Genomic DNA, 19,826 nt, shown 5'->3' with positions numbered 1-19,826 from the left:
GATTGCAGTGTAAATGGCGAGAAGGGATATATAAGGAGATGGAAAAAATGATAAATAATACGATTCCAAGTTTTTTAAAATTATGGGAAAGTAACGATGTAGAATTAGCAGTCCTCAACCAATACTTTACTTCGCACCCAGAGATATTTGAAGAATACTTTAAGTATCATTGTCCTAAAACGAGAGAACGTCTTTCTAATGCGATTAAACAATATCCCGCAAAAATAGAAGAAATTCGTATCATTGCGGAAACATTACCGACTATTATTCAAGAGATAACGAATGAATATCATTATAAATATAACTTTGATGTAAATATGAATTTTCATCTATTTGTTGGAGGGTTTGGCTCTAATGCATTTGTAGAAAGAGAAATTATTGGAGACATATTCTTTTCGGCAGAAAAATTATCTCCAGATTTAAATCACCTTCGTGTTATTGTCGCTCACGAAATAGGACATATATATCATAATGTTATGTTACACAATGATGGAATGGATTGGGGTAAAGCCGATTGGACTGACGGGTCAGTTAATTTGTATCGTGAAGGTGTTGCAACATATTTATCAAAGCAAATTATGAGAGGTTTAAATGAATCAGTGTACTACTCATATAACAATGATGGCGAACGTTGGTTACAATGCTATATAGAAAATGAAGAACAAATAAAGAATCGTTTTTTGGAAGATTGTATAGAAGGATGGACGTTTGAAAAAGAGAAAGAGTGGTTTCGGTTATCTGGAGGACAGTATTTTGGATACAACCGACTCGGTTATTTTTTAGGAACAGCTTTTGTAGAATATGTTGTACAAGCATTGGGAGAGAGTGAAGCATTTACTTTTTGGAACAAACACAATTTGAAAAGCGGTGTCATGGATTGGTTATAGAAAGGAATAAGATTATAATAGGGGGCTGAAATGTATGAAAGTGTATGTAAAGATAGCTATGTTATTTCTCGCTTTTACATGCATATTTGCATTAGTAGCATGTAAAGGGACAGACGAAAAAAAGGAAACAAACCCAACCTCGGAAAATAGTAAAAATGAACAAAATAATTCTTCTGAAGAAAAGAAAGAGCCTGAAGCAAAATCAAATAATGAAGGATCAGCAAAACCAAAGACAGATTCAAGCACGAAAGATACAGTTATAAATCAAAAATCAATTAACCACATTAAAGATGTGTTTGAACTAGCGAAAGAAGGAAAAGTACCTAATGTTCCGTTCGCAGCACATACAGGTGATATTGAAGAAATAGAAAAAGATTGGGGTAAAGCAGATAAAACGGAACAAGCAGGTAACGGAATGTACGCTACCTTTACAAATAAAAATGTTTCCTTCGGTTTTAATAAAGGGTCACAAGTTTTTGATGTACGCTCCTATCATGCAGAGCTAAAATCAATTACATTACAAGAAATAGAGAAAGCATTAGGAAAACCAGCTTCAGTTAAAGTAAATGGGGAAGATAAAATATACTTATATAAAGTAAACAATCAGTTTGAGTTAAAATTCATTATTCCAAAATCGACTGGTAAGGTAAATCATATTTCGGTATTTTCACCAGAAGATAGTATTAATAAAATGGCAGGGTAATAAAAAAGGATGTCACAAAAGTCTTGAGACTTTTGTGACATCCTTTTTTTTATAAAGAAAGCATCCTATAAAATATGAGGGGTATGCTCCGAAACGTCTTTATTTATTTTATTACGTTCTACATTATGAATAAACAGTGCTTGAATAATCCCTCCCATTATTAAGAAACAAGCACAAATATAAAATAGCATGCTACCGTTTAGTTTACTTAATAAAACCGCACCAAGTACAGGACCGCACGTACGAGATATATCCCAATGTAACCCGTAAATTGAAAAATACAATCCACGCTTATCTGTAGGAGCGATTTCTGAAACAAATCGAAGTAAATGGTTTAAGGCGATACTTTCCCCAATGACTAAAAAGAGTAATGTGAAGAATAGTGACGTGATTGTTGCTGAAATCCCGTAGCCAATTGCAGCTATTGTATAACAGGTGTAAGAAATAAGAATAATTTTCGCCATAGAAAATCGTTCAGACCATTTCACAAGGAAAACTTGCAGGAAGATTTCCATTATAGCCTTGCATGTTGAAATAAAAGCGAGCATGAATACGAAATCTGGAAATATATCTTTAGCGAAAATGCGATAATTTGTCTCAGTTTGAGCATAAAAAAAGCTAATAGGGAGTGTAGTAATCATAAGTCCTAAAACGGCGTAATGCTTGCTTACAAATTGTTTTGAAGATGATACTTCAACTTTTTGCTTTGGCTTTGTAAATACTGGAGCGGTTTCTGGAAGCTGAGTCCATACAACTACTGCATATACCATAAGTGTAATGCTTTGCATTATAAATAAATATTCAGGGTGAGTATGATAAAAGATAGCACCAATTATTGGACCGATTACGGAACCAATTGCAGCCATCGTATGCAAAAGAGCAAAAATTTCTGCTTGTTGTTTTTGTTTTGTTAAATCAGCAATTTGTGCACGTTGAGCGGGAATATATAAGGAACGGCCAACCCCATTTATGACGTAAAGCAAAGCAAATATAAAAATAGATTGAGCAAAGACGAAGCTGCCGATTGCAACGCCTTGTAGCAATAAGCCGAGTAACATAATTTTCTTTCGCCCATATTTATCCGTCACTCCTCCAGCAATAAGTGTAAATACAATGTCTGAGAGAGGTTGTAGTCCGAAAATGAGCATAGTTATTATTATATTACCGTTTAACATTTTATTAACGTAAATAATCATAATGAGAGCTAACATAGATTCAGTCGTTCGGGTTAATAATTCGCCGCACAGTCTAATAATAATGGGTTTATTATAACGTAGTATGAGATTGTTCAATATTAATTCCTCCTTTCTATATTGAAATGATAAGATGAAAGGAGAAGTGGAAAAAGGGTAGAAACAAAAGGGGTTATTTTTCACCTTTTAGGGGGATTATGATGTTTATTTTAAATCAATATATTGAACTATGGTGTGCCTATGGTAAAGGTAGACAAGAAGGAGAACAATTAGAAGTTACCGTACAAATGATAGCAGAAACATTATTTTGTACGGAGCGTAATAGTAAATTAATAATAAAAAAATTAGAAGAGTTAAATTGGATCGCTTGGTTTCCAGGGCGCGGAAGAGGGAATCGTTCTAAATTAATATTTCAAAAGCAACCGATGATATTAATTTTAGACAGAGGAAAAGAACTAACGAAAAAAGGGGATGTGAAAAGTGGAATCTCATTTGTGGAACGATACAGCTCACAATTTCCATTAGTAAAGAAAGAGTATGAAGCTTGGGTAGATTCCATATTTGGTCATAAAATAGAAAGGACACCTGAAGGAAGAAAAGATGTACTTCGGTTGCAAGTACAAATGAATCTAGACATCGCTTTAGATCCGGTCTACGCCACGATGCGCTCAGAATGTCATATGGTTAAACATATTTTTGATACACTCGTATATGTGAATGAGGAAACAAATTGTATTGAGCCAAGACTTGCTTTTCACTGGCAATATAATGACGCTGAAAAGGTTTGGACATTTTATTTAAGAAAAGGCGTTCATCTTCATAATAGAAAACGACTTACCGCACATGATGTTATACATTCATTGAATCGATTTATGAAAGCGGAAAACAACCCACACGCATGGATGTTGCAACATGTTGAAAATGTCCGTGCAGTGGATGAATTTGTTGTTGAAATTCAATTACATACGGAAAATAGGATGTTTTTACATATGTTAAGTGCAGAACAGTGTTCTATCGTAAATGTAGATGAAGCAGGAAACTTTATTGGTACAGGACCTTTTATATTACGCGAGAAAAATGCACAATTATTTGTATTAGAAGTGCATGATTTATATTATCGTGAAAGACCTTTTCTTGACCGAATTGAACTAATGAATGTAGAGCAAAATGTAAATACGTATGACGTGTTAGTAAAGGCGCAATATAAAGATAAAGAAAAGCCTAATAAAGAGTTGTCTCGGCTTGAATCGAACGTGACATATGTAACGTGCAATCTTGTAAAAGAAGGACCAATGCAAGATGAGCTGCTTCGAAAGGCACTACATAAAATCATTCATGGCGATAGAATTGTTCAAGAACTCGGCGGAGAACGTGGAGAAGTGGCAAAGAAACTAATATTAGCAAATGAAAGAAAAGTAGAGATTAAGGAAGAGATAGAATGCTTAGTGAAAAGGAGTATGTATCATCATGAAGTGCTACAACTCTACACATTTACAGGACAAGATCACGTAGAAGATGCACAATGGATTCAGAAAGAGTGTGCGAAGTATGGGATTCGTGTAGAAAATAATTTTCTTGAAGTTGAAGAGTTATTGGAAATCAGTACGATACAAAAGGCTGATATGATGCATGATAGTGCAACAATTAGCGAACGAATAGAAGATAGTCTGCTATATATGTTTCTTACAAAAAATAGTTTTATTCATGGGCAAAGCAGCATGGACTTTCATAAAAAGTTCTCCCCTTATTTTAAAGAAGAACATTTAGAGAATAGAGTTACATTGTTACGCGATATTGAGGACACTTTGTTGCGTCACATTCATATTATTCCTTTATATCGTAACAAACAACAAGTAACTTCTCATGAAAAAGTACAAAATATAATGATTAATTCACAAGGGTGGATTGATTTCTATGAAATATGGTTTACATGTTGATATATAAGGGTTTTTACACGTTTTAAATGATGTGTAAGAGCCTTTTTTTGTGTGTGAAACAGGTTTGTTTTACACATTGTTACGCTACTTACGATAAAAGTCTATTTACAGCGTAACAGTGTTATGTTACATTGTTATCAGGAAGGAGTGTTATACAGTTGAGTACAGATTTAATTTCAAAAAAAGATTTATTAGAACTAACTGGTATTTCATACGGACAGTTATATAGGTGGAAAAGAAAAAATTTAATACCGGAAGATTGGTTTGTACGAAAATCAACATTCACGGGTCAAGAGACATTTTTTCCGAAAGAAAAGATATTAGAGCGTATTGATAAAATCCAAACGATGAAAGAAGATTTATCACTTGATGAACTAGCAAATATGTTTTCACCGAGTGTAAGAGAAATCCTTTTAACTAAGGAAGACGTCTTACGTAAAGGAATTGCATCAGAGCCAGTTTTACAATTCTTCATAGAACAAACGAATAAAACAACAGAGTTTCAATTTGTAGATATTCTTTATGTGTATATGTTAGAAGAATTACTACAATCGGGAGAGATTAGTTTAGAAGAAGGAAAAATGGTCTTGCAAGTTTTACGTGAAAATTATGAAGCGATTAAGCATAAAACTTGTGACTTAATCATCGTCCGAAAGTTAGGGATTTCTACATGTTTCTTAGTTTCAAACGTGGACGATTTAATTTTTGAAAAAGGTACCAAAATTGTTTTACGCGAAGCGATTATGAAATATACCGAAGCATTAAAAACGAAACTGTTGTAGTGGAGGAGAAAGTATGCGTACAGATAATTTGATTATAAATGGTTACGGTTCATCGAATGGCGGCGAGTTTCATAAAGTGCAATTAAATGGAAAAGGGACTGTTAATGGAAATGTTGAATGTGATCAATTTGAATGTAACGGTTACGGTGCTGTTACTGGAAATTTGAAAAGTAGTAATGCAAGAATTAGTGGATCGGGTAAAGTCGATGGTACAGTTATTGCGGAGACGATGCGAATTGATGGAAAAGCAACAATTACGCAAGATGTGAAGGCGAACAGTTTAAAAATTGCAGGAAAAGGTACAGTAGGTGGAAATGTAACTGGTGAAGAATTTAAAATCAATGGTCAAGCAACGATTGATGGTAATTGTGAAGTGGATACTTTTTCTTCAGAAGGACAATTTACAATTGGTGGATTATTAAGCGCCGATGAAATAAATATTAATATTCACGGTACATGTCGAGCGAAAGAAATTGGTGGTCAAACGATTAAAGTAAAACATAGACTAAGTACTTTTAGTAGACTGTTTAAATCGGTATTTGGTATGCAATTAGAGGCTGAACTATTAGAAGGTGACAATATCGATATTGATTATGCTCACATAAAAACGGTAAGAGGAAATAATGTTACAGTAGGAGCGAACTGTGAGATTGAATTGATTGAATACACTGGTGTTCTTACTGTTAATAAAAGCGCAAATGTAAAAGAAATGAAGCAGGTTTAATGGGAGGGAGAAAATAATATGGAACATCAACATAGTCTTACTGTCAATGGTTCTGGTAGTTCAGCAGGCGGGGATTATAACAAAGTGAAGATTCGCGGTGAAGGAACAATTTCTAATGATATGAGCTGTAATGAATTTAAAACGTACGGAACGAGTGAAGTGCGCGGTAATATGAAAGTGAAAAATTATGTCGTGTATGGAGATAGTGAAGTACAAGGAAATGTAACTGCTGAATATGTAAAAGTATACGGAAATACACAAATGAATAGTGATGCCCATATTGAAAAAACGAAAGTAAGAGGTATGATAGAAGTTAAAGGGAAGTTTACTGGTGATTTCGTAGATGTGAAAGGCGCTTTAAATGTGAAAGGAGATATTGAAGTTGAAGAACTATCACTAACTGGTGGCCTTGAAAGTGATGGATTACTTAATGCTGAAAACATTGATATTTCACTTCGTTATGAAGGAAGTAAAGTGAGAGAGATTGGTGGTAAGAAGATTACCGTTCATAAAAAAGCGAGATTTATTCCATTTACAAGTCATGCGGGAAGCCTCCAAACGTCTATCATTGAAGGAGATGAAATTTATTTAGAGCATACGATTGCTGAAGTTGTAAGAGGAAACAACGTTACCATTGGTCCAGGATGTGAAATTAGTGTTGTAGAATATCATACTAGTTTTAACCAAAAAGGTAATGCAGTCGTAAAAGAACATAAACAAATATAAGTAGTACGAGGGAGAGCAAGGTTATGGTTGAGAAGAATAATAAGCTCGACTTTGTTGTGGCGGGCTTATTGCTAGGTATTTTAATGGCATCAATGGACAATACCATTGTCGTAACAGCGATGGGAACGATTGTTGGTGACTTAGGAGGCCTTGAAAACTTTGTATGGGTCGTTTCTGCCTATATGGTCGCAGAAATGGCAGGTATGCCGATATTTGGAAAACTATCAGATATGTATGGTAGAAAGAGATTCTTTATTTTCGGTTTAATCGTCTTTATGATTGGTTCGGCACTTTGTGGTACTGCTGAAAATATTACACAGTTAGGTATTTATCGTGCCATTCAAGGTATTGGCGGTGGGGCATTAGTGCCGATCGCGTTTACTATCGTTTTTGATATTTTCCCTCCTGAAAAGCGAGGGAAAATGGGTGGATTATTCGGAGCAGTATTTGGTTTATCAAGTATTTTTGGTCCGTTGCTTGGTGCGTATATTACAGATTACATAAGCTGGCACTGGGTATTTTACATTAACTTACCGCTTGGCGTTTTAGCACTTATTTTTATTACATTCTTTTATAAGGAATCACGAGTTCATAGAAAGCAAAAAATTGATTGGTTTGGCGCAATTACTTTAGTTGGTGCAGTAGTTTCGCTAATGTTTGCTTTAGAACTAGGTGGACAAAAGTATGATTGGGATTCTAACTTTATTTTAAGTTTATTTGGCGGATTCGCTATTTTAATTATTGCATTTATTTTTATTGAACGTAAAGTAGAAGAACCGATCATTTCATTTGAAATGTTTAAACAACGTTTATTCGGAATGAGTACCATTATTGCATTATGTTACGGTGCTGCGTTCATGTCAGCAACTGTATACATACCGTTATTCATTCAAGGTGTATACGGTGGTAACGCAACAAACTCAGGATTATTACTTTTACCGATGATGTTAGGATCAGTCGTAACAGCGCAGTTAGGTGGGTTTTTAACGACGAAGCTTAGCTATCGAAACATTATGATTATTTCTGCTGTTATTATGCTAATTGGATTATTTTTATTAAGTACATTAACACCAGAAACAAGTCGTGCATTATTAACAGTGTATATGATTATTATCGGATTTGGAGTTGGATTCTCATTCTCTGTACTAAGTATGGCAGCTATTCACAACTTTGGTATGGAACAGCGAGGGTCTGCGACTTCAACGAGTAACTTCATTCGTTCATTAGGAATGACACTAGGTATTACAATCTTCGGAATGATTCAAAGAACAGGTTTCCAAGATCAATTAGAAGAAGCTTTTAAAGGTATGAGCGGAGGAATGAATACAAACGCTTTAGGGGATTCAAGAGCTATTCTATCAGAATCGGCAAGATCTCAAATCCCGCCGCAAATATTAGATAAAATTATTGATGCTCTTTCTAGCTCCATTGTTCAAACATTTATGTGGGCATTGGTACCAGCAGGTCTAGCATTCATATTTATTTTCTTTATGGGAAATGAGCGTATGGTAATTAAGAAAAAACAAACGAATAAAAAGAGTGAAACATCAAAAGCGTAATGAAAAAGCTCCTTTCCAATTGGAAAGGAGCTTTTTCGTATGTACGGATTTAGATTAGCCTTCGATAATTTCGTATTCTTCGTCTGCTAATAATAATATTTGTGTTTTCTTACCTTTGTTTTGAACTTCGATTACATCATATGTACCTAAGTCTCGTAGCTTGCTTTGAGAAGCGTTAACCATAACTTCCATAGAATCGATTAAGATATCTTCTTCAATGTATGATTCAGGCAATGCCATATCTTCAGTTTCTAATACACATGCGTATAGATTTTGTAAGTTGTCAGCAGTTGGATTTTGTTCCTCAACATCAATGATGTTTTTTACTGCTTCCATATTTTCTTCTTTTGCTTGGTATACTTTAATTTTAGCCATTGTTTTAATCTCCTTTATAACGTAATCGTAGAGGCTACACCTTATTATAACGTTTTTTTCATGAAAGATGAAATTGTTATATGTATTTATAGTAAAAAATATGTGTTATTCCTTATACTTAGTGTGAATTCTTACGTTAAAGTTATATTGTCCAAGCTTTTTTTATACTCCGCTCATATTATATGTATTAGATAAAAACATATTGGGAAGGGATGGAGTGTAAGTGGATTGTGAGCCGAAACGTGATTGTGGATGTTGCCAAAATAGTATATGTGAATTTTTACAAAGTCTTGAACCGTATACTAAAGTTGAGAGTATTGTAATAGCAGGAAATGGAATTGTTGTATCTTATTTTCTTTCATTTAATAAGAGGAATGGTATCGTATCCTTCGTACAAGAGGACAATGAGGTTATTTTTGTAGATTGCTCTAAGATTGATGCAATTCGAATAGGAAAAGTTTGTAGTTGTAAAACGAAAGTTAAATTTATTGAAGAGGATTTTAGTCTACTTGGAAATATTTGTCCGCAATGTTTAACCGAAGGAAGTACACTCTTTTTTGACTTTCACAATCCAGAATTGAATTTATCACTTCAAGCAAAAACAATTGATGCACCTAGTTGTACTGAGTTTATAGATGAGATGGGAAATATAGTAAAGCAAATTACTATAATAGGTGAAGCAATTGTTTCTAAAGATTTTGTTCAAGTGCCTGAATTATTAAGTTTCCGACTAGTATTATCTGATACGGCTACGAACCCTTTAAAGTTTGGAATACTGTTCATTAATTTCCCTGATCTTACGTTTATTATTCTTTTCGCATCGAGTGGATACCTCAACATATCGAACTGTTTGAAAATTGAAAGTGGAGCTGGTAATACCGAGATAGAAGAGATGAGAAAGATGATATCGAATGACGATAATACGTACTCATCAGTTGTTCAAGTGACTAAAGTATATAAAAGCGGGGCAACAGAATCATTTCTTTATAAGAATGAGTTATAACATATATATTTAAATGAACCCTTAGACTAATGTTGAGGGTTTTTACATAATAAAAGATTATAGATTGTGAATTATTATTAAGTATATTATCTATAAACCTATACACTAGGAAGTCATTTACTTTTTGATGAAATGTTATAATAATTTTATATTTATGAATAATTTATAATTATATGGAATGTAGTAGACGTTTGCTTATATGTAGAAAAGAGTAGAAGTACATTAATTCTAAAGAAAGCAGGAATGTAAATGATATATGAAGCGAATATACATACAAGAGAAAAATTAGTTACTATGTTCGAAGATTTCAATAACGTTGTTTTACTTTCTTATTTACAAGGACATATGGGTACCGCTTGGGTAAATAATCTTGAAAATCCAACAGTAGCGCAAGTTACGATAGGGATTTTCACATTTTATGCTGGGGATTCAAATGCGAAAGAAACAGAAGAATTAGTACGTAACATTCCTGATAGAATGTTAGTAATCGTAAATAGTGAAGAGTGGAAAAAGCGTTTAGAAACATTTTATGGAAGAAAAATAGATAAGTTTTTACGCTATAAATTCAAACGTAATGCAGAAGTTTTTAATCGTTCAAAATTACAATCTTTTATATCAGTGCTTCCAAAAGGATACGAGTTAAGAAGAATAGATGAAGATATCGTAAATAACCCTACATTACATAAAGTCTCTGAAGATTTTACAAGTCAATTTCAATCAGTTGAAGATTATATAAACCGAGGTATAGGGTATTGTATTTTGTATACAGGAGAAGTTATATGCGGTGCATCATCATATAGCATTTATGATAAAGGGATTGAAATTGAGGTAGCGACTGATCACAATCATAGAAGAAAAGGATTGGCGACTATAGTTAGTGCAGCACTCATCTTGGACTGTTTAGAAAAAGAGATATATCCAAACTGGGATGCAGCGAATACTACATCTGCAAAACTAGCAGAAAAGTTAGGATATGTTTTTGATAAGGCATATGATACTTATTTTGTGGATAATAGATGAATGAGCAGAGAGTGTAAGATTTGTACAAAGTATAGAGTTTAAAGGGAAAGACAGATGACTAGAATGTTTTGATAGAGTTTTTAAAAATCTATCAAAACATTAGAAAATAAAATAATTAGTTCAATAATAAGAAGATTTTATAATATATTGAGTGCAAAAACTGGCTTTTTTAGTCGGTTTTTATTTTTTATAAAAAGATAAATTAGTCGTGACCTTCTATTTTATATAGGTAGATATCAGTATAGGCTCCTTTTATTAATTTATATGTTTTTAACTATAAAGGGGAAATGAATCTCTTATTTTGCAAATGATAAAAGTGACTATGATACAAACCCACGCATTAATAGAAAAAGTACATATACAGTATAGAGAGTTGAAAAACTCTAATTTTTTTTTATAAAGGAGATTATATATTATGAGTGAACAATGTCCAATTAATGTACCATGTCAGGTAGTAGGACAAACCCAAACACCATTAAGTGATGAGGCAGCAGCACCAATTCTTACACCAGGAGCACCGATTGTAAAAATCCCAGTTGTATTAGCCGAAAGAACAATTCAAATTGTTGTAGAATCAGATGTTCCATTAGCACCTGCAGCATCCGAAATTAAACGTGTGTTAAAAAACGTATTTTTAACACAGTGTAAGTTAGTTCCAGTAGCATTCACTCCAGTACCAGGTACAAATTACCGCCGAGTTACAAGAGCAAAGTTATTTGTACAAGGATATATTCGTAAAAACATTGAATATGCAGGTAGTGGATGTAATTCAGTACTATTTGATCGTATCGCAAATGTTCCATTTTCTGGTTTTGCAGATTTAACAGAAACAGATTTTCTATCACTAGCAATAGTAGCTGCTTCCTCAGATACTACATCTCACTTTATTAATCCTAATAACGGTGACTTACCACGTTTAGACAAATACTTCTTTGAAAATACTGTTTTTTATAATGAACAACCATATTGCGAATTAGTTAGCGCTCAATTTTTTGAATTAGACTTCTCTCCTTGTCCAACAGAATTAAACGAATCATTTGAGACTCTTCGTGAGAAAATTGTACTGGATCTTACTGTAAAAGTTTTACAAGTGCAACAAGTACGAGTGTAAAACTAAAAAAGCATTGTCTTTGATAAAAAGACAATGTTTTTTTTCGTTTTATAAAACATATATAATAATGAAATGGTCGCGTACAAAAATATATTTTTATGAGTTTCATTGGTGGGGGGATGGTGATGAAAAATCCATGGGTTGGTAAGAAAATATGGAACAAAGTTTACAAAGGAGAGATACTGATTGATCAAGAGCAATCTCATGAAATAAGAGAAAATAAGAAAAGTAAACAAACAGATTCAGAGAAAAAAGAGAAAGCAATACAAGTAGAGAAAGAAGGTAAAGGACCAGAACGTAAGGTGAAGGCAATACAAGCAGAAAAGGAAAATAAAGAAACAAAGTCAAAAAAAGAAGAAAAAGCAATACAAGCAGAGAAAGAAAGTAAAGTAACAAAGTCAAAAAAAGAAGAAAAAGCAATACAAGCAGTGAAAGAAAGTAAAGAACCAGGGTCAAAAAAAGAAGAAAAAGCAATACAAGCAGAAAAGGAAAATAAAGAAACAAAGTCAAAAAAAGAAGAAAAAGCAATACAAGCAGAGAAAGAAAATAAAGAACCAGAGCCCCAAAAGGAAGAAAAAGCAAATGAATCTGAGAAAAAAATTGAAAAAATTTTCCTAGGAAAAGAACATAAAACGAGTGGATTAGAGGGGAAAAGTATAGATTCTGAATCAAAAATAGCGAATTCAGAACGTTCAATAGAAGTGAAAACCCCATTTTCTATTATTTCAGATGTTACTAGTTTTAAAAAATCCCCTAATATGAATGTGAAAAATCAAGAAGTATATGTATTTCGTAATGAAGAAGATGCAAGAGGGCGTGAGCTGGATTCTACGTTACTAACTACAATGGAATATTATCATGGAGAGATTGATTGTAATTTAGTTTCTTCAAACCTTCATGAAAAGAGGGTACTTTTAGAACTTTCTAATCAAAAAGAAAAAGGGAATATTGAAGAGGGTTGGGTAGGCTCATCTTCATGGATTCCTATCCACGGTATAATATTAGAGAAGGAAGTTGAAGCAGATGTAAATAATTATATAACTGCGAAATTACCAATTGAAATAGGGAGGTATAAAGGTGAAATTAGTCTAATAGAAAAGATCGTTTTTAAAGAAACAGTTATAGAAATAAAAGAAGTATCACAAGAAATTATTGTAACAAACAAAGAATTCTTATTGCCAAAAATAATAAAGAAAGGAAAAAATCCATCTATAATTGAAAAAGGAAGCTTACGTGTAGAAGGTTATATATTTCAGTGTATTGAATTTACATCAGAACAAAGTGAAAATCATGATAAGATCTACCAGTTAATGCAAAATATTATATTGGAACTAAACGTCCAATTATTACAAGAACAGGAAGTTCGTGTGCGAATTACATAAATGATTATTTCACTATCAATCAGTTGAATTTTTTTAGGAGTTTGTAATAGAAAAACACAAAAAGTGCTAGCAAGTCTGCAAACAAGCTAGCTAACATGCATTGGAAGTGAAATACTGCCAATGTAGTAATTAACAATACGTTAATTAACTAGGTGAAACGTGATAAATCTTTTTTACATGTGGGGAAATACAAGGTGTTAAATCCTAATTTAGAAACTCACAACTTAAATAGTAAAACATGTTTATCATAAGTATCCAAACACCAGTTATATTTTTTTAGAATAATTGGATGGATAACCTCTTTTGTAGCATCAACTTCAGTAAAGCCATATTTCTTATAAAAGTTTTCTAATTCCTCAAAAGGAAGACAATATACATTTTTTACTTGTAATTTTTTCGCAGTTTCTACTAAAAATGATACAAGTTCCCCAGCTAAATGTAACCCTCTAAATTGAGGGAGAATAAAAATTCCACCCATTTCTATAGTATCATCATCTATTTGGACTAATCGTCCCACACCTGCATACTCGTTGTTGTATGTAATGATTGCAACTTTATCTCTTTTTAAATCACTTCGTACAAATCCTATTGAGTCATATTGATTATTAATCCATTCTAAATCGTTAGATGTAGCCATTTGAATACTCATAGACACCCTCCTTCGGAATACTAGCACTATCTTTATTATATAAAACATAAGATGCTATATCAAAAGAACCTTGATATAGCACATTTGCTAGTTGAAGGTGTGGATTTGCTGGTATTGAAATGATTACTTCAACTAAAAGAGGATAAGAACCTTGTGAATTTAGTGTAAAACTATTTCGTGTGTTTGGTAACGCATTATTATTTAAGCGTATAGAGTTTATAGGCTTATTTTAATTGGTGTAGCTACTATATTATTGGAACTAGTAAGGAAATATAATAATCACCAGCCTGAGTGATAAAAATCGTATTAGGATTTAGAAAAAAACCTCCTGAAAAAGAAAAGGGATTTAAAGATAAGAGCACTTCGAAAAGTGCCCTTCAGTAACGACTACTCATTCTAAAAAGAAAGGATGCAATATATCATATGAAGTTAAGTGTATTTAATTATGGGCCTTTTATATAAAAGTTTTATTTTGTTCCGAATAAAAAGGCGGTTGTTTCCGCAACCACCTTTCAGTAAAATAAAGCACTTTTTATGAAATAAATTATGGATGATCCCTAAAAAGGTTATAGGATATACCCACATTTTTATAACTAAAGTGACGAACTCAGGTTATAAGGAAGGAACAATTATATTGTATGAAATCTATTCTAGAGTAGTCACAAAGAAAGTTGTCTTCTTATTAGAAGGCAGCTTTTTTTATTAGAAAAAGAAGTAGAAGATTAAGTTACTTGTCCAAACAAATTTTAAAAAAATACATAAAATGCTAGTAGTTAGTCAATATTTTAATATTGCTAATTTTTAAGACTAAAAGGGGTGATTTTATGTGTGAATGTGAAGTTTGTAGAAGAAAGAAAAACCGGGATCCATTAAACCGGGAGTTTGAGCCGAAAAAACGAGTTCCTGAGCCAAAAAAAGAGGATTGTGAGCCGAAAAAAGAGGATTGCGAGCCAAAAAAAGAGGATTGTGAGCCGAAAAAAGAGGATCGTGAACCAAAGAAAGAAGATTGCGAATCATTAAATTATTATTCGTTTAGTAAAAATGCAAATTTTTTAGAGGAAGCTATACAAACAGATGAAATCGATCAAATTTCTGAGGAATACATTGAAATAGTTGATTCAGCAGATGTACAAGTTACTACTACAGATACAAAAGCTGCGTTATCTATCCAAGCGGCATTACAAGCAGCTATTGTGGTTGTTGTAAGTATTTCTATAGCAGATAGTGAAAAGGCAGATAAAATAACACAAGAATTATTTCAAAAATCATCTATTAAACAAATTAATAGACAAAAAACACTTATTAAAAATTCCAGAAACGTAACCGTAACAACTACTGATACAGATATTGCAGTGAATATTCAAATTCTCCTTCAAATTTTATTAGCTTTATTAGTTAAACTAAATATTTTATAAAGTTTCTAACCTGTTTATATTTAGCTATAAAGGTTCATTCTAAGTAAATATTTTTTGTTGTAATATGTGGTACAAGCTTGGACTTCTTATTATGACTGAATTAACATTCAAGATTAATGGGAAAGTAAGTGTAGAAAACTACACAATAGTAAAAGTTAAATACATTATTTAAAAGTAAATGAAACTTATGTTTATGTGAAGGAAAGCTGTCTTCTTATTAGAAGCCAGCTTTTTGATTTTATTAGAAAAAGAAGTGGAAATAGAAGATTAAGTTACTTGTCCAAGCAATTTTTATTAAATTACATATAATGCTCGTAGTTATTTAAAATTTTTATAGAAAATTGATTGGAGTGAATATTGTAAATGGATGATTTAAACAAATTTTCTTCCTTTAAGTTTGATAAGGATCAAAAGAATATAATCATAGACCTTTTACTCTCAGATATTTTTAATAGGCATGGGATAAATGAAGAAAGGTTAAAAAATTTATCGCCAGAAAAAAAACAGCAAATTAAAAGTATTGTTTCTGAAATACAATCACAGGTTAATAATTATTTAGATTGAAAGGGGGTGAACTTATGGACAAAGCATGCCATACAGATGAAAATAAAAAGTGGAGTGCATTAGATTACTCAAATCCTCATCCGTCTTTTAAAAATGCTAGCGTTTCAGAAGCAGCTGCGCAAGAAAGTAAAACTTATCAAATTTCTGAAGAATCTATTATAATTGTTGATTCAGCAGATGTAGAAGTTACTACTACAGATACAAAAGCCGCGTTATCTATTCAAGCAGCATTACAAGCAGCTATCGTGGTTATAATAAGTATTTCTATAGCAGATAGTGAAAAAGCTGACCGTGTAGCACAAGAATTGTTTCAAAAATCATCTGTTAAACAAGTTAATAAACAAGAAACTGTCATTAGAAATTCTAGAAATGTTACAGTTACGACTACGGATACAGACATAGCAGTAAATGTTCAAATTCTTCTCCAAATTTTATTAGCTTTACTAGTAAAATTAAATATTCTATAAAATATTTAACCTATTTTATATATATGCTGCTTCTTAGTGATAAATATTCACTGTTTTAATTCTAGTACAGGCTATAAATATTAATCATAATTGGACTAATATTTAACATTGCATAAATAATAAGGTTAACAAACAATGTGATGGAAAATAAAGTTTGGTTATTTTTTAAAAAATTAAAAAGCCGTTTCCTTTATTGGATTTGGCTTTTTAATTTTAAACAGTATAAATTTGAAAAGACTATATTGAATTAAAAAATAAAATATATAAATGCAAAATAATCATAAAATCATTTGTGTTATAGAAAGAATAATAAATAGTTAAAATAGAATGATTTTTAGTAAAGGTTCAAGTTTTGAAGAATAGTGCATACAATATAAAGTCTTTTCCTTTCTTCATTTAAGTTTTACGTATATAATTTAAAAGTACTATTTTTATTTTATATTTTTTATATTTATAACAGAATAGAGGTTTAAAAATGGGTGTTAAAATCATTACGGATAGTGCGGCGGATTTACCGGTAGAATTGCTGCAAGCATATGATATTGATTTAATTCCACTCCGTGTTTATGATGAAGCAGAAACAGAGTATTTAGATGGAGTTACATTAGAGTCAGTTACATTATTGCAAAATATGAGAGAAGGCGCTGTTTATAGAACGTCATTGCCTTCACTTGAAACTTTCCAAGAAAAATTTGTTTCTTATGCAAAAGAAGGTAATCCTTGTATATATTTAGCTTTTTCATCTGAACTGTCCGGTACATATCAATCGTCAGTTGTTATTAAAGAAGAAGTGAAAGAAACATATGCTGATTTAGATTTAGAAATTATTGATACGAAATGTGCTTCGCTTGGTCAAGGGCTTGTCGTATTAGAAGCTGCTAAAATGGCGAAAGACGGCGCATCAAAAGAAGATATTTTAAAACGTGTTGATTTTCTAATGAACCATATAGAACATATCTTCACAGTAGCTGACTTACAGTACTTAGTGAGAGGTGGACGTTTAAGTAAAGTAGCTGGTTTTATCGGTGGTTTACTAAACATTAAACCGATCTTAAACGTGCAAGAAGGAAAGCTTGTACCACTTGAAAAGGTAAGAGGGAAAAAGAAAGTACTAAGCCGAATTGTAGATATTATGGAAGAGCGCGGAAAAGACCTTAAAGGTCAAACAATCGCTATGACTCATGGCGATGACTTAGAAACAGCTGAAGCATTAAAAGCATTAATTACTGAAAGATTTGGCTGTGAAGTATTTATCGTAAATACAATTGGAGCAGCAATCGGAGCGCATACAGGACCTGGTGCGTTAACATTGTTCTTCTTAAATGAAGTAGAGTAAAGGATTGATCTTTTGATCAATCCTTTTTTCTTATTAATCAGTAATAATCGGTCGATATGGTATCGGTGAAGATAAAATCATCGAAGTTTTGACTGTTCCATATGGTATAACGATATCAATTAATTCCTCTAATTCCTTCATAGAGTGAACCGCTACTTTTAAGTAATAGCTACTTTCACCTGTTACTCGATGACATTCGAGTATTCTATATTCTTCGTAGATTTTCTCCTCAAATTTTTTACAAGGAATCTTTAGATTTTCAATTCTTAAAAATGCTTGAATTGATTTTCCAACTGCATCTAATGATATCCGTGCGGTATATTTTTCAATTATTCCAGTATCTTGTAATCTCTTTAGTCTTTCTGTAACACTAGGGCGGCTGAGGTGTAAGTGTTCGGTCATTTCTGTAATTGTCATTCTGGCATCTTCTTGTAGTAATAGCGTTATTTTCTTATCAATTTCATCCATGAATTATGCTCCTTTGCAAAATTGAAAGTAAATTTCTTAAACAAATACATAATATAAAACCTTATGTAAAAATACATACACTTTTGTATATTGAATAGACTGATAACTTTCTATAATTAAAATATAAATGGAGGTGCTTATAATGTCTAATCATTTTGATGAAACAATTTCTATTAAAAGGGGAACAGCCTTATATGTCGGGGCGGTTTTAGGATCGGGAATTCTTATATTACCTGGTATGACAGCGAGTGTAGCAGAAGGGAATGCGATTGTTTCTTGGCTTATTATGATATTACTTAGTGTTCCACTTGCATTCACATTCGCTTTTTTATCGATTGAGTACTCAAGTGCAGGTGGAATTGCCACGTTTGCAGAAAAAGCTTTCGGTAAAAATATAGGTGCTATTATAGGATGGTGTTTTTTTATTGCGGGTAGCGTTGGACAAATCGTAGTCTCAATGACTGGTGGAATGTATATAGTGAAAGTGTTTGCTTTATCACCATGTTTCTCTTACGTTATAGCGCTTATTATTTCAAGTATTTCAATTGGTTTTAATTTATACGGGTTAAAAATGAGTGGGTGGTTTCAAGTATGTATGGGTGTATTAACTTTCTTTATTTTAATTGTAACAATTATTAGCTCACTATCTTATATTGAAATAAAAAATATAAATGTACATATTTCTATGCAAGAAATAAATCCAATTTTAGAGGCATCATTATTAATTTTTTGGTCTTTTTTCGGCTGGGAAGCAATTGCAAGTTTAGCTCCTGAATTTAAATCACCTAGAAAAAGAAATATTATTTTATCTACAGGATTTGCGATTGTTATTATTGGAGTTTTATATATTGGTATTGTATTTTCAGTAATTGGAACGAAATCTTATCATATAAATGCTGATAATACTACAGCTCTCGTGCTTGTAATCAAACAAACATTAGGCGACCAATTTGCTTGGATAATTGGATTTGTAGCTTTTATCATTTGTTTAGGGACGACAAATGCATTTATTGCAAGTATGGGGCGCTTAGGTTATTCACTAGGAAAAGAAGAAGTTGCACCGCGTTATTTAGCACGTATTAATAAAAAAAGAGAAACACCAACAAATGCAGTAAAAGTTGTAGGTTTTATTGCAATAATAGGCCTGTTAATAAGTTTCGTTTTCCATATTAGCATAGATAAAATTGTTTTAATACCGAATTCGTTAGGAATTGTTACATATATAGTCGGTACTGCGGCCGGGATGAAATTAATAAAGAATAAGTTAGGCAAAATTTTTTCTATAGTAGCTTTTACTTGTTGTGTAGTTGTTTACCCTTTTATTGGAGGAGTAATACTGATTCCAGTAGCCGTAGCATTCATGTGCTTATGCTATGTGTGTTTCAGTAGCAGAAGAAAAGAATATAAATAAGAATATGTTTTTAGAAATCTAAATATTTAAAGATATTAAAATTTTTCCGTTTCATATATAATTGTGTAGGGAGAAATATCTGTAACTATTTGTAAAAATAGGAGGCGGCTATAA

The 19,826-nt window shown here is 32.2% G+C and carries 20 protein-coding genes; 16 read left to right on the top strand and 4 right to left on the bottom strand.

Translation table 11 applies throughout. From position 1 onward, the window contains the following. Positions 1-47: 47 nt before the first annotated feature. Entirely contained in the window at positions 48-887 is an 840-nt protein-coding gene (locus J0835_RS13860; protein ID WP_087980735.1) for an aminopeptidase, read from the top strand. A 34-nt stretch (positions 888-921) separates the two neighbouring features. After that, complete coding sequence (locus J0835_RS13855; protein WP_087980734.1) at positions 922-1,590, top strand: YjgB family protein; 669 nt, start codon at positions 922-924, stop codon at positions 1,588-1,590. 65 nt (positions 1,591-1,655) lie between these two features. On the opposite strand, the gene J0835_RS13850 is transcribed toward J0835_RS13855, so the two are convergent. Further along, on the bottom strand, positions 1,656-2,882 hold the full coding sequence (locus tag J0835_RS13850; protein ID WP_087980733.1) for an MDR family MFS transporter: 1,227 nt from the start codon (positions 2,880-2,882) through the stop codon (positions 1,656-1,658). Between the two features lie 101 nt (positions 2,883-2,983). On the opposite strand from J0835_RS13850, the gene J0835_RS13845 reads away from it, so the two are divergent. The 5 genes from J0835_RS13845 (at position 2,984) to J0835_RS13825 (ending at position 8,511) form a co-directional block, all read left to right on the top strand. Beyond that, entirely contained in the window at positions 2,984-4,720 is a 1,737-nt protein-coding gene (locus J0835_RS13845; RefSeq protein WP_087980732.1) for an SgrR family transcriptional regulator, read from the top strand. A 158-nt stretch (positions 4,721-4,878) separates the two neighbouring features. Continuing rightward, positions 4,879-5,502 (top strand): YhbD family protein, encoded by a 624-nt coding sequence (locus J0835_RS13840; RefSeq protein ID WP_087980731.1) that lies wholly within the window; start codon positions 4,879-4,881, stop codon positions 5,500-5,502. 13 nt (positions 5,503-5,515) lie between these two features. Beyond that, positions 5,516-6,226 carry a bactofilin family protein gene (locus J0835_RS13835; RefSeq protein ID WP_087980730.1) on the top strand — a complete coding sequence of 237 codons (711 nt, stop codon included), beginning with the start codon at positions 5,516-5,518 and terminating at the stop codon, positions 6,224-6,226. An 18-nt stretch (positions 6,227-6,244) separates the two neighbouring features. Next, on the top strand, positions 6,245-6,952 hold the full coding sequence (locus J0835_RS13830; RefSeq protein WP_000401032.1) for a hypothetical protein: 708 nt from the start codon (positions 6,245-6,247) through the stop codon (positions 6,950-6,952). 23 nt (positions 6,953-6,975) lie between these two features. Further along, positions 6,976-8,511, top strand: a complete 1,536-nt coding sequence (locus J0835_RS13825; protein WP_087980729.1) for an MDR family MFS transporter — start codon at positions 6,976-6,978, stop codon at positions 8,509-8,511. Between the two features lie 54 nt (positions 8,512-8,565). Here the strand turns inward: J0835_RS13825 and J0835_RS13820 are convergent, their stop codons facing one another. After that, positions 8,566-8,886, bottom strand: a complete 321-nt coding sequence (locus tag J0835_RS13820) for a hypothetical protein (RefSeq protein WP_060631222.1) — start codon at positions 8,884-8,886, stop codon at positions 8,566-8,568. Between the two features lie 223 nt (positions 8,887-9,109). Between J0835_RS13820 and J0835_RS13815 the strand changes: the two genes are divergently transcribed. The 4 genes from J0835_RS13815 to J0835_RS13800 all read left to right on the top strand — a co-directional run bounded on the left by J0835_RS13815 (position 9,110) and on the right by J0835_RS13800 (position 13,402). After that, the gene (locus J0835_RS13815) at positions 9,110-9,889 is read left to right on the top strand and encodes a BC_2878 family exosporium-associated protein (protein ID WP_087980728.1); all 780 of its coding nucleotides are present in this window, start codon (positions 9,110-9,112) and stop codon (positions 9,887-9,889) included. Between the two features lie 249 nt (positions 9,890-10,138). Continuing rightward, positions 10,139-10,909 carry a GNAT family N-acetyltransferase gene (locus tag J0835_RS13810; protein ID WP_087980727.1) on the top strand — a complete coding sequence of 257 codons (771 nt, stop codon included), beginning with the start codon at positions 10,139-10,141 and terminating at the stop codon, positions 10,907-10,909. Positions 10,910-11,324: 415 nt separating this feature from the next. After that, complete coding sequence (locus tag J0835_RS13805) at positions 11,325-12,020, top strand: CsxC family protein (RefSeq protein ID WP_001975871.1); 696 nt, start codon at positions 11,325-11,327, stop codon at positions 12,018-12,020. A 125-nt stretch (positions 12,021-12,145) separates the two neighbouring features. Then, positions 12,146-13,402, top strand: a complete 1,257-nt coding sequence (locus J0835_RS13800) for a BC_2427 family protein (RefSeq protein ID WP_087980726.1) — start codon at positions 12,146-12,148, stop codon at positions 13,400-13,402. A 217-nt stretch (positions 13,403-13,619) separates the two neighbouring features. Here the strand turns inward: J0835_RS13800 and J0835_RS13795 are convergent, their stop codons facing one another. Further along, the gene (locus tag J0835_RS13795) at positions 13,620-14,051 is read right to left on the bottom strand and encodes a GNAT family N-acetyltransferase (protein WP_060631217.1); all 432 of its coding nucleotides are present in this window, start codon (positions 14,049-14,051) and stop codon (positions 13,620-13,622) included. Between the two features lie 824 nt (positions 14,052-14,875). On the opposite strand from J0835_RS13795, the gene J0835_RS13790 reads away from it, so the two are divergent. The 4 genes from J0835_RS13790 (at position 14,876) to J0835_RS13775 (ending at position 17,833) form a co-directional block, all read left to right on the top strand. Beyond that, positions 14,876-15,466, top strand: coding sequence for a spore coat protein (locus J0835_RS13790; protein WP_087980725.1), 591 nt, complete (start codon positions 14,876-14,878; stop codon positions 15,464-15,466). A gap of 363 nt (positions 15,467-15,829) precedes the next feature. Further along, positions 15,830-16,030 carry a hypothetical protein gene (locus tag J0835_RS13785; protein WP_060487103.1) on the top strand — a complete coding sequence of 67 codons (201 nt, stop codon included), beginning with the start codon at positions 15,830-15,832 and terminating at the stop codon, positions 16,028-16,030. Positions 16,031-16,044: 14 nt separating this feature from the next. Beyond that, positions 16,045-16,497, top strand: a complete 453-nt coding sequence (locus tag J0835_RS13780; protein ID WP_087980724.1) for a spore coat protein — start codon at positions 16,045-16,047, stop codon at positions 16,495-16,497. 475 nt (positions 16,498-16,972) lie between these two features. Beyond that, on the top strand, positions 16,973-17,833 hold the full coding sequence (locus J0835_RS13775; protein WP_087980723.1) for a DegV family protein: 861 nt from the start codon (positions 16,973-16,975) through the stop codon (positions 17,831-17,833). A gap of 33 nt (positions 17,834-17,866) precedes the next feature. Here J0835_RS13775 and J0835_RS13770 read toward each other — a convergent pair whose 3' ends face one another. Next, entirely contained in the window at positions 17,867-18,301 is a 435-nt protein-coding gene (locus tag J0835_RS13770) for an Lrp/AsnC family transcriptional regulator (RefSeq protein ID WP_087980722.1), read from the bottom strand. Between the two features lie 142 nt (positions 18,302-18,443). Between J0835_RS13770 and J0835_RS13765 the strand changes: the two genes are divergently transcribed. Next, complete coding sequence (locus tag J0835_RS13765) at positions 18,444-19,712, top strand: APC family permease (RefSeq protein WP_087980721.1); 1,269 nt, start codon at positions 18,444-18,446, stop codon at positions 19,710-19,712. Positions 19,713-19,826: the final 114 nt, after the last annotated feature.

Origin of the sequence: Bacillus cereus group sp. Sample62 (assembly GCF_036851315.1) — a bacterium.
In the GTDB taxonomy this organism is placed as follows: domain Bacteria; phylum Bacillota; class Bacilli; order Bacillales; family Bacillaceae_G; genus Bacillus_A; species Bacillus_A wiedmannii.
Note: the sequence above shows the minus strand (reverse complement) of the source record. Positions and strands in the feature narration are given on the sequence as shown.

Excerpts from the sequence above, each read along its gene's own strand:
- J0835_RS13790 (WP_087980725.1), top strand. The coding sequence starts at position 14,876 with ATGTGTGAATGTGAAGTTTGTAGAAGAAAGAAAAACCGGGATCCATTA.
- J0835_RS13825 (WP_087980729.1), top strand. The coding sequence starts at position 6,976 with ATGGTTGAGAAGAATAATAAGCTCGACTTTGTTGTGGCGGGCTTATTG.
- J0835_RS13835 (WP_087980730.1), top strand. The coding sequence starts at position 5,516 with ATGCGTACAGATAATTTGATTATAAATGGTTACGGTTCATCGAATGGC.
- J0835_RS13785 (WP_060487103.1), top strand. The coding sequence starts at position 15,830 with ATGGATGATTTAAACAAATTTTCTTCCTTTAAGTTTGATAAGGATCAA.
- J0835_RS13860 (WP_087980735.1), top strand. The coding sequence starts at position 48 with ATGATAAATAATACGATTCCAAGTTTTTTAAAATTATGGGAAAGTAAC.
- J0835_RS13770 (WP_087980722.1), bottom strand. The coding sequence starts at position 18,301 with ATGGATGAAATTGATAAGAAAATAACGCTATTACTACAAGAAGATGCC.
- J0835_RS13810 (WP_087980727.1), top strand. The coding sequence starts at position 10,139 with ATGATATATGAAGCGAATATACATACAAGAGAAAAATTAGTTACTATG.
- J0835_RS13765 (WP_087980721.1), top strand. The coding sequence starts at position 18,444 with ATGTCTAATCATTTTGATGAAACAATTTCTATTAAAAGGGGAACAGCC.
- J0835_RS13775 (WP_087980723.1), top strand. The coding sequence starts at position 16,973 with ATGGGTGTTAAAATCATTACGGATAGTGCGGCGGATTTACCGGTAGAA.
- J0835_RS13830 (WP_000401032.1), top strand. The coding sequence starts at position 6,245 with ATGGAACATCAACATAGTCTTACTGTCAATGGTTCTGGTAGTTCAGCA.
- J0835_RS13795 (WP_060631217.1), bottom strand. The coding sequence starts at position 14,051 with ATGAGTATTCAAATGGCTACATCTAACGATTTAGAATGGATTAATAAT.
- J0835_RS13855 (WP_087980734.1), top strand. The coding sequence starts at position 922 with ATGAAAGTGTATGTAAAGATAGCTATGTTATTTCTCGCTTTTACATGC.
- J0835_RS13780 (WP_087980724.1), top strand. The coding sequence starts at position 16,045 with ATGGACAAAGCATGCCATACAGATGAAAATAAAAAGTGGAGTGCATTA.
- J0835_RS13805 (WP_001975871.1), top strand. The coding sequence starts at position 11,325 with ATGAGTGAACAATGTCCAATTAATGTACCATGTCAGGTAGTAGGACAA.
- J0835_RS13800 (WP_087980726.1), top strand. The coding sequence starts at position 12,146 with ATGAAAAATCCATGGGTTGGTAAGAAAATATGGAACAAAGTTTACAAA.
- J0835_RS13845 (WP_087980732.1), top strand. The coding sequence starts at position 2,984 with ATGTTTATTTTAAATCAATATATTGAACTATGGTGTGCCTATGGTAAA.
- J0835_RS13820 (WP_060631222.1), bottom strand. The coding sequence starts at position 8,886 with ATGGCTAAAATTAAAGTATACCAAGCAAAAGAAGAAAATATGGAAGCA.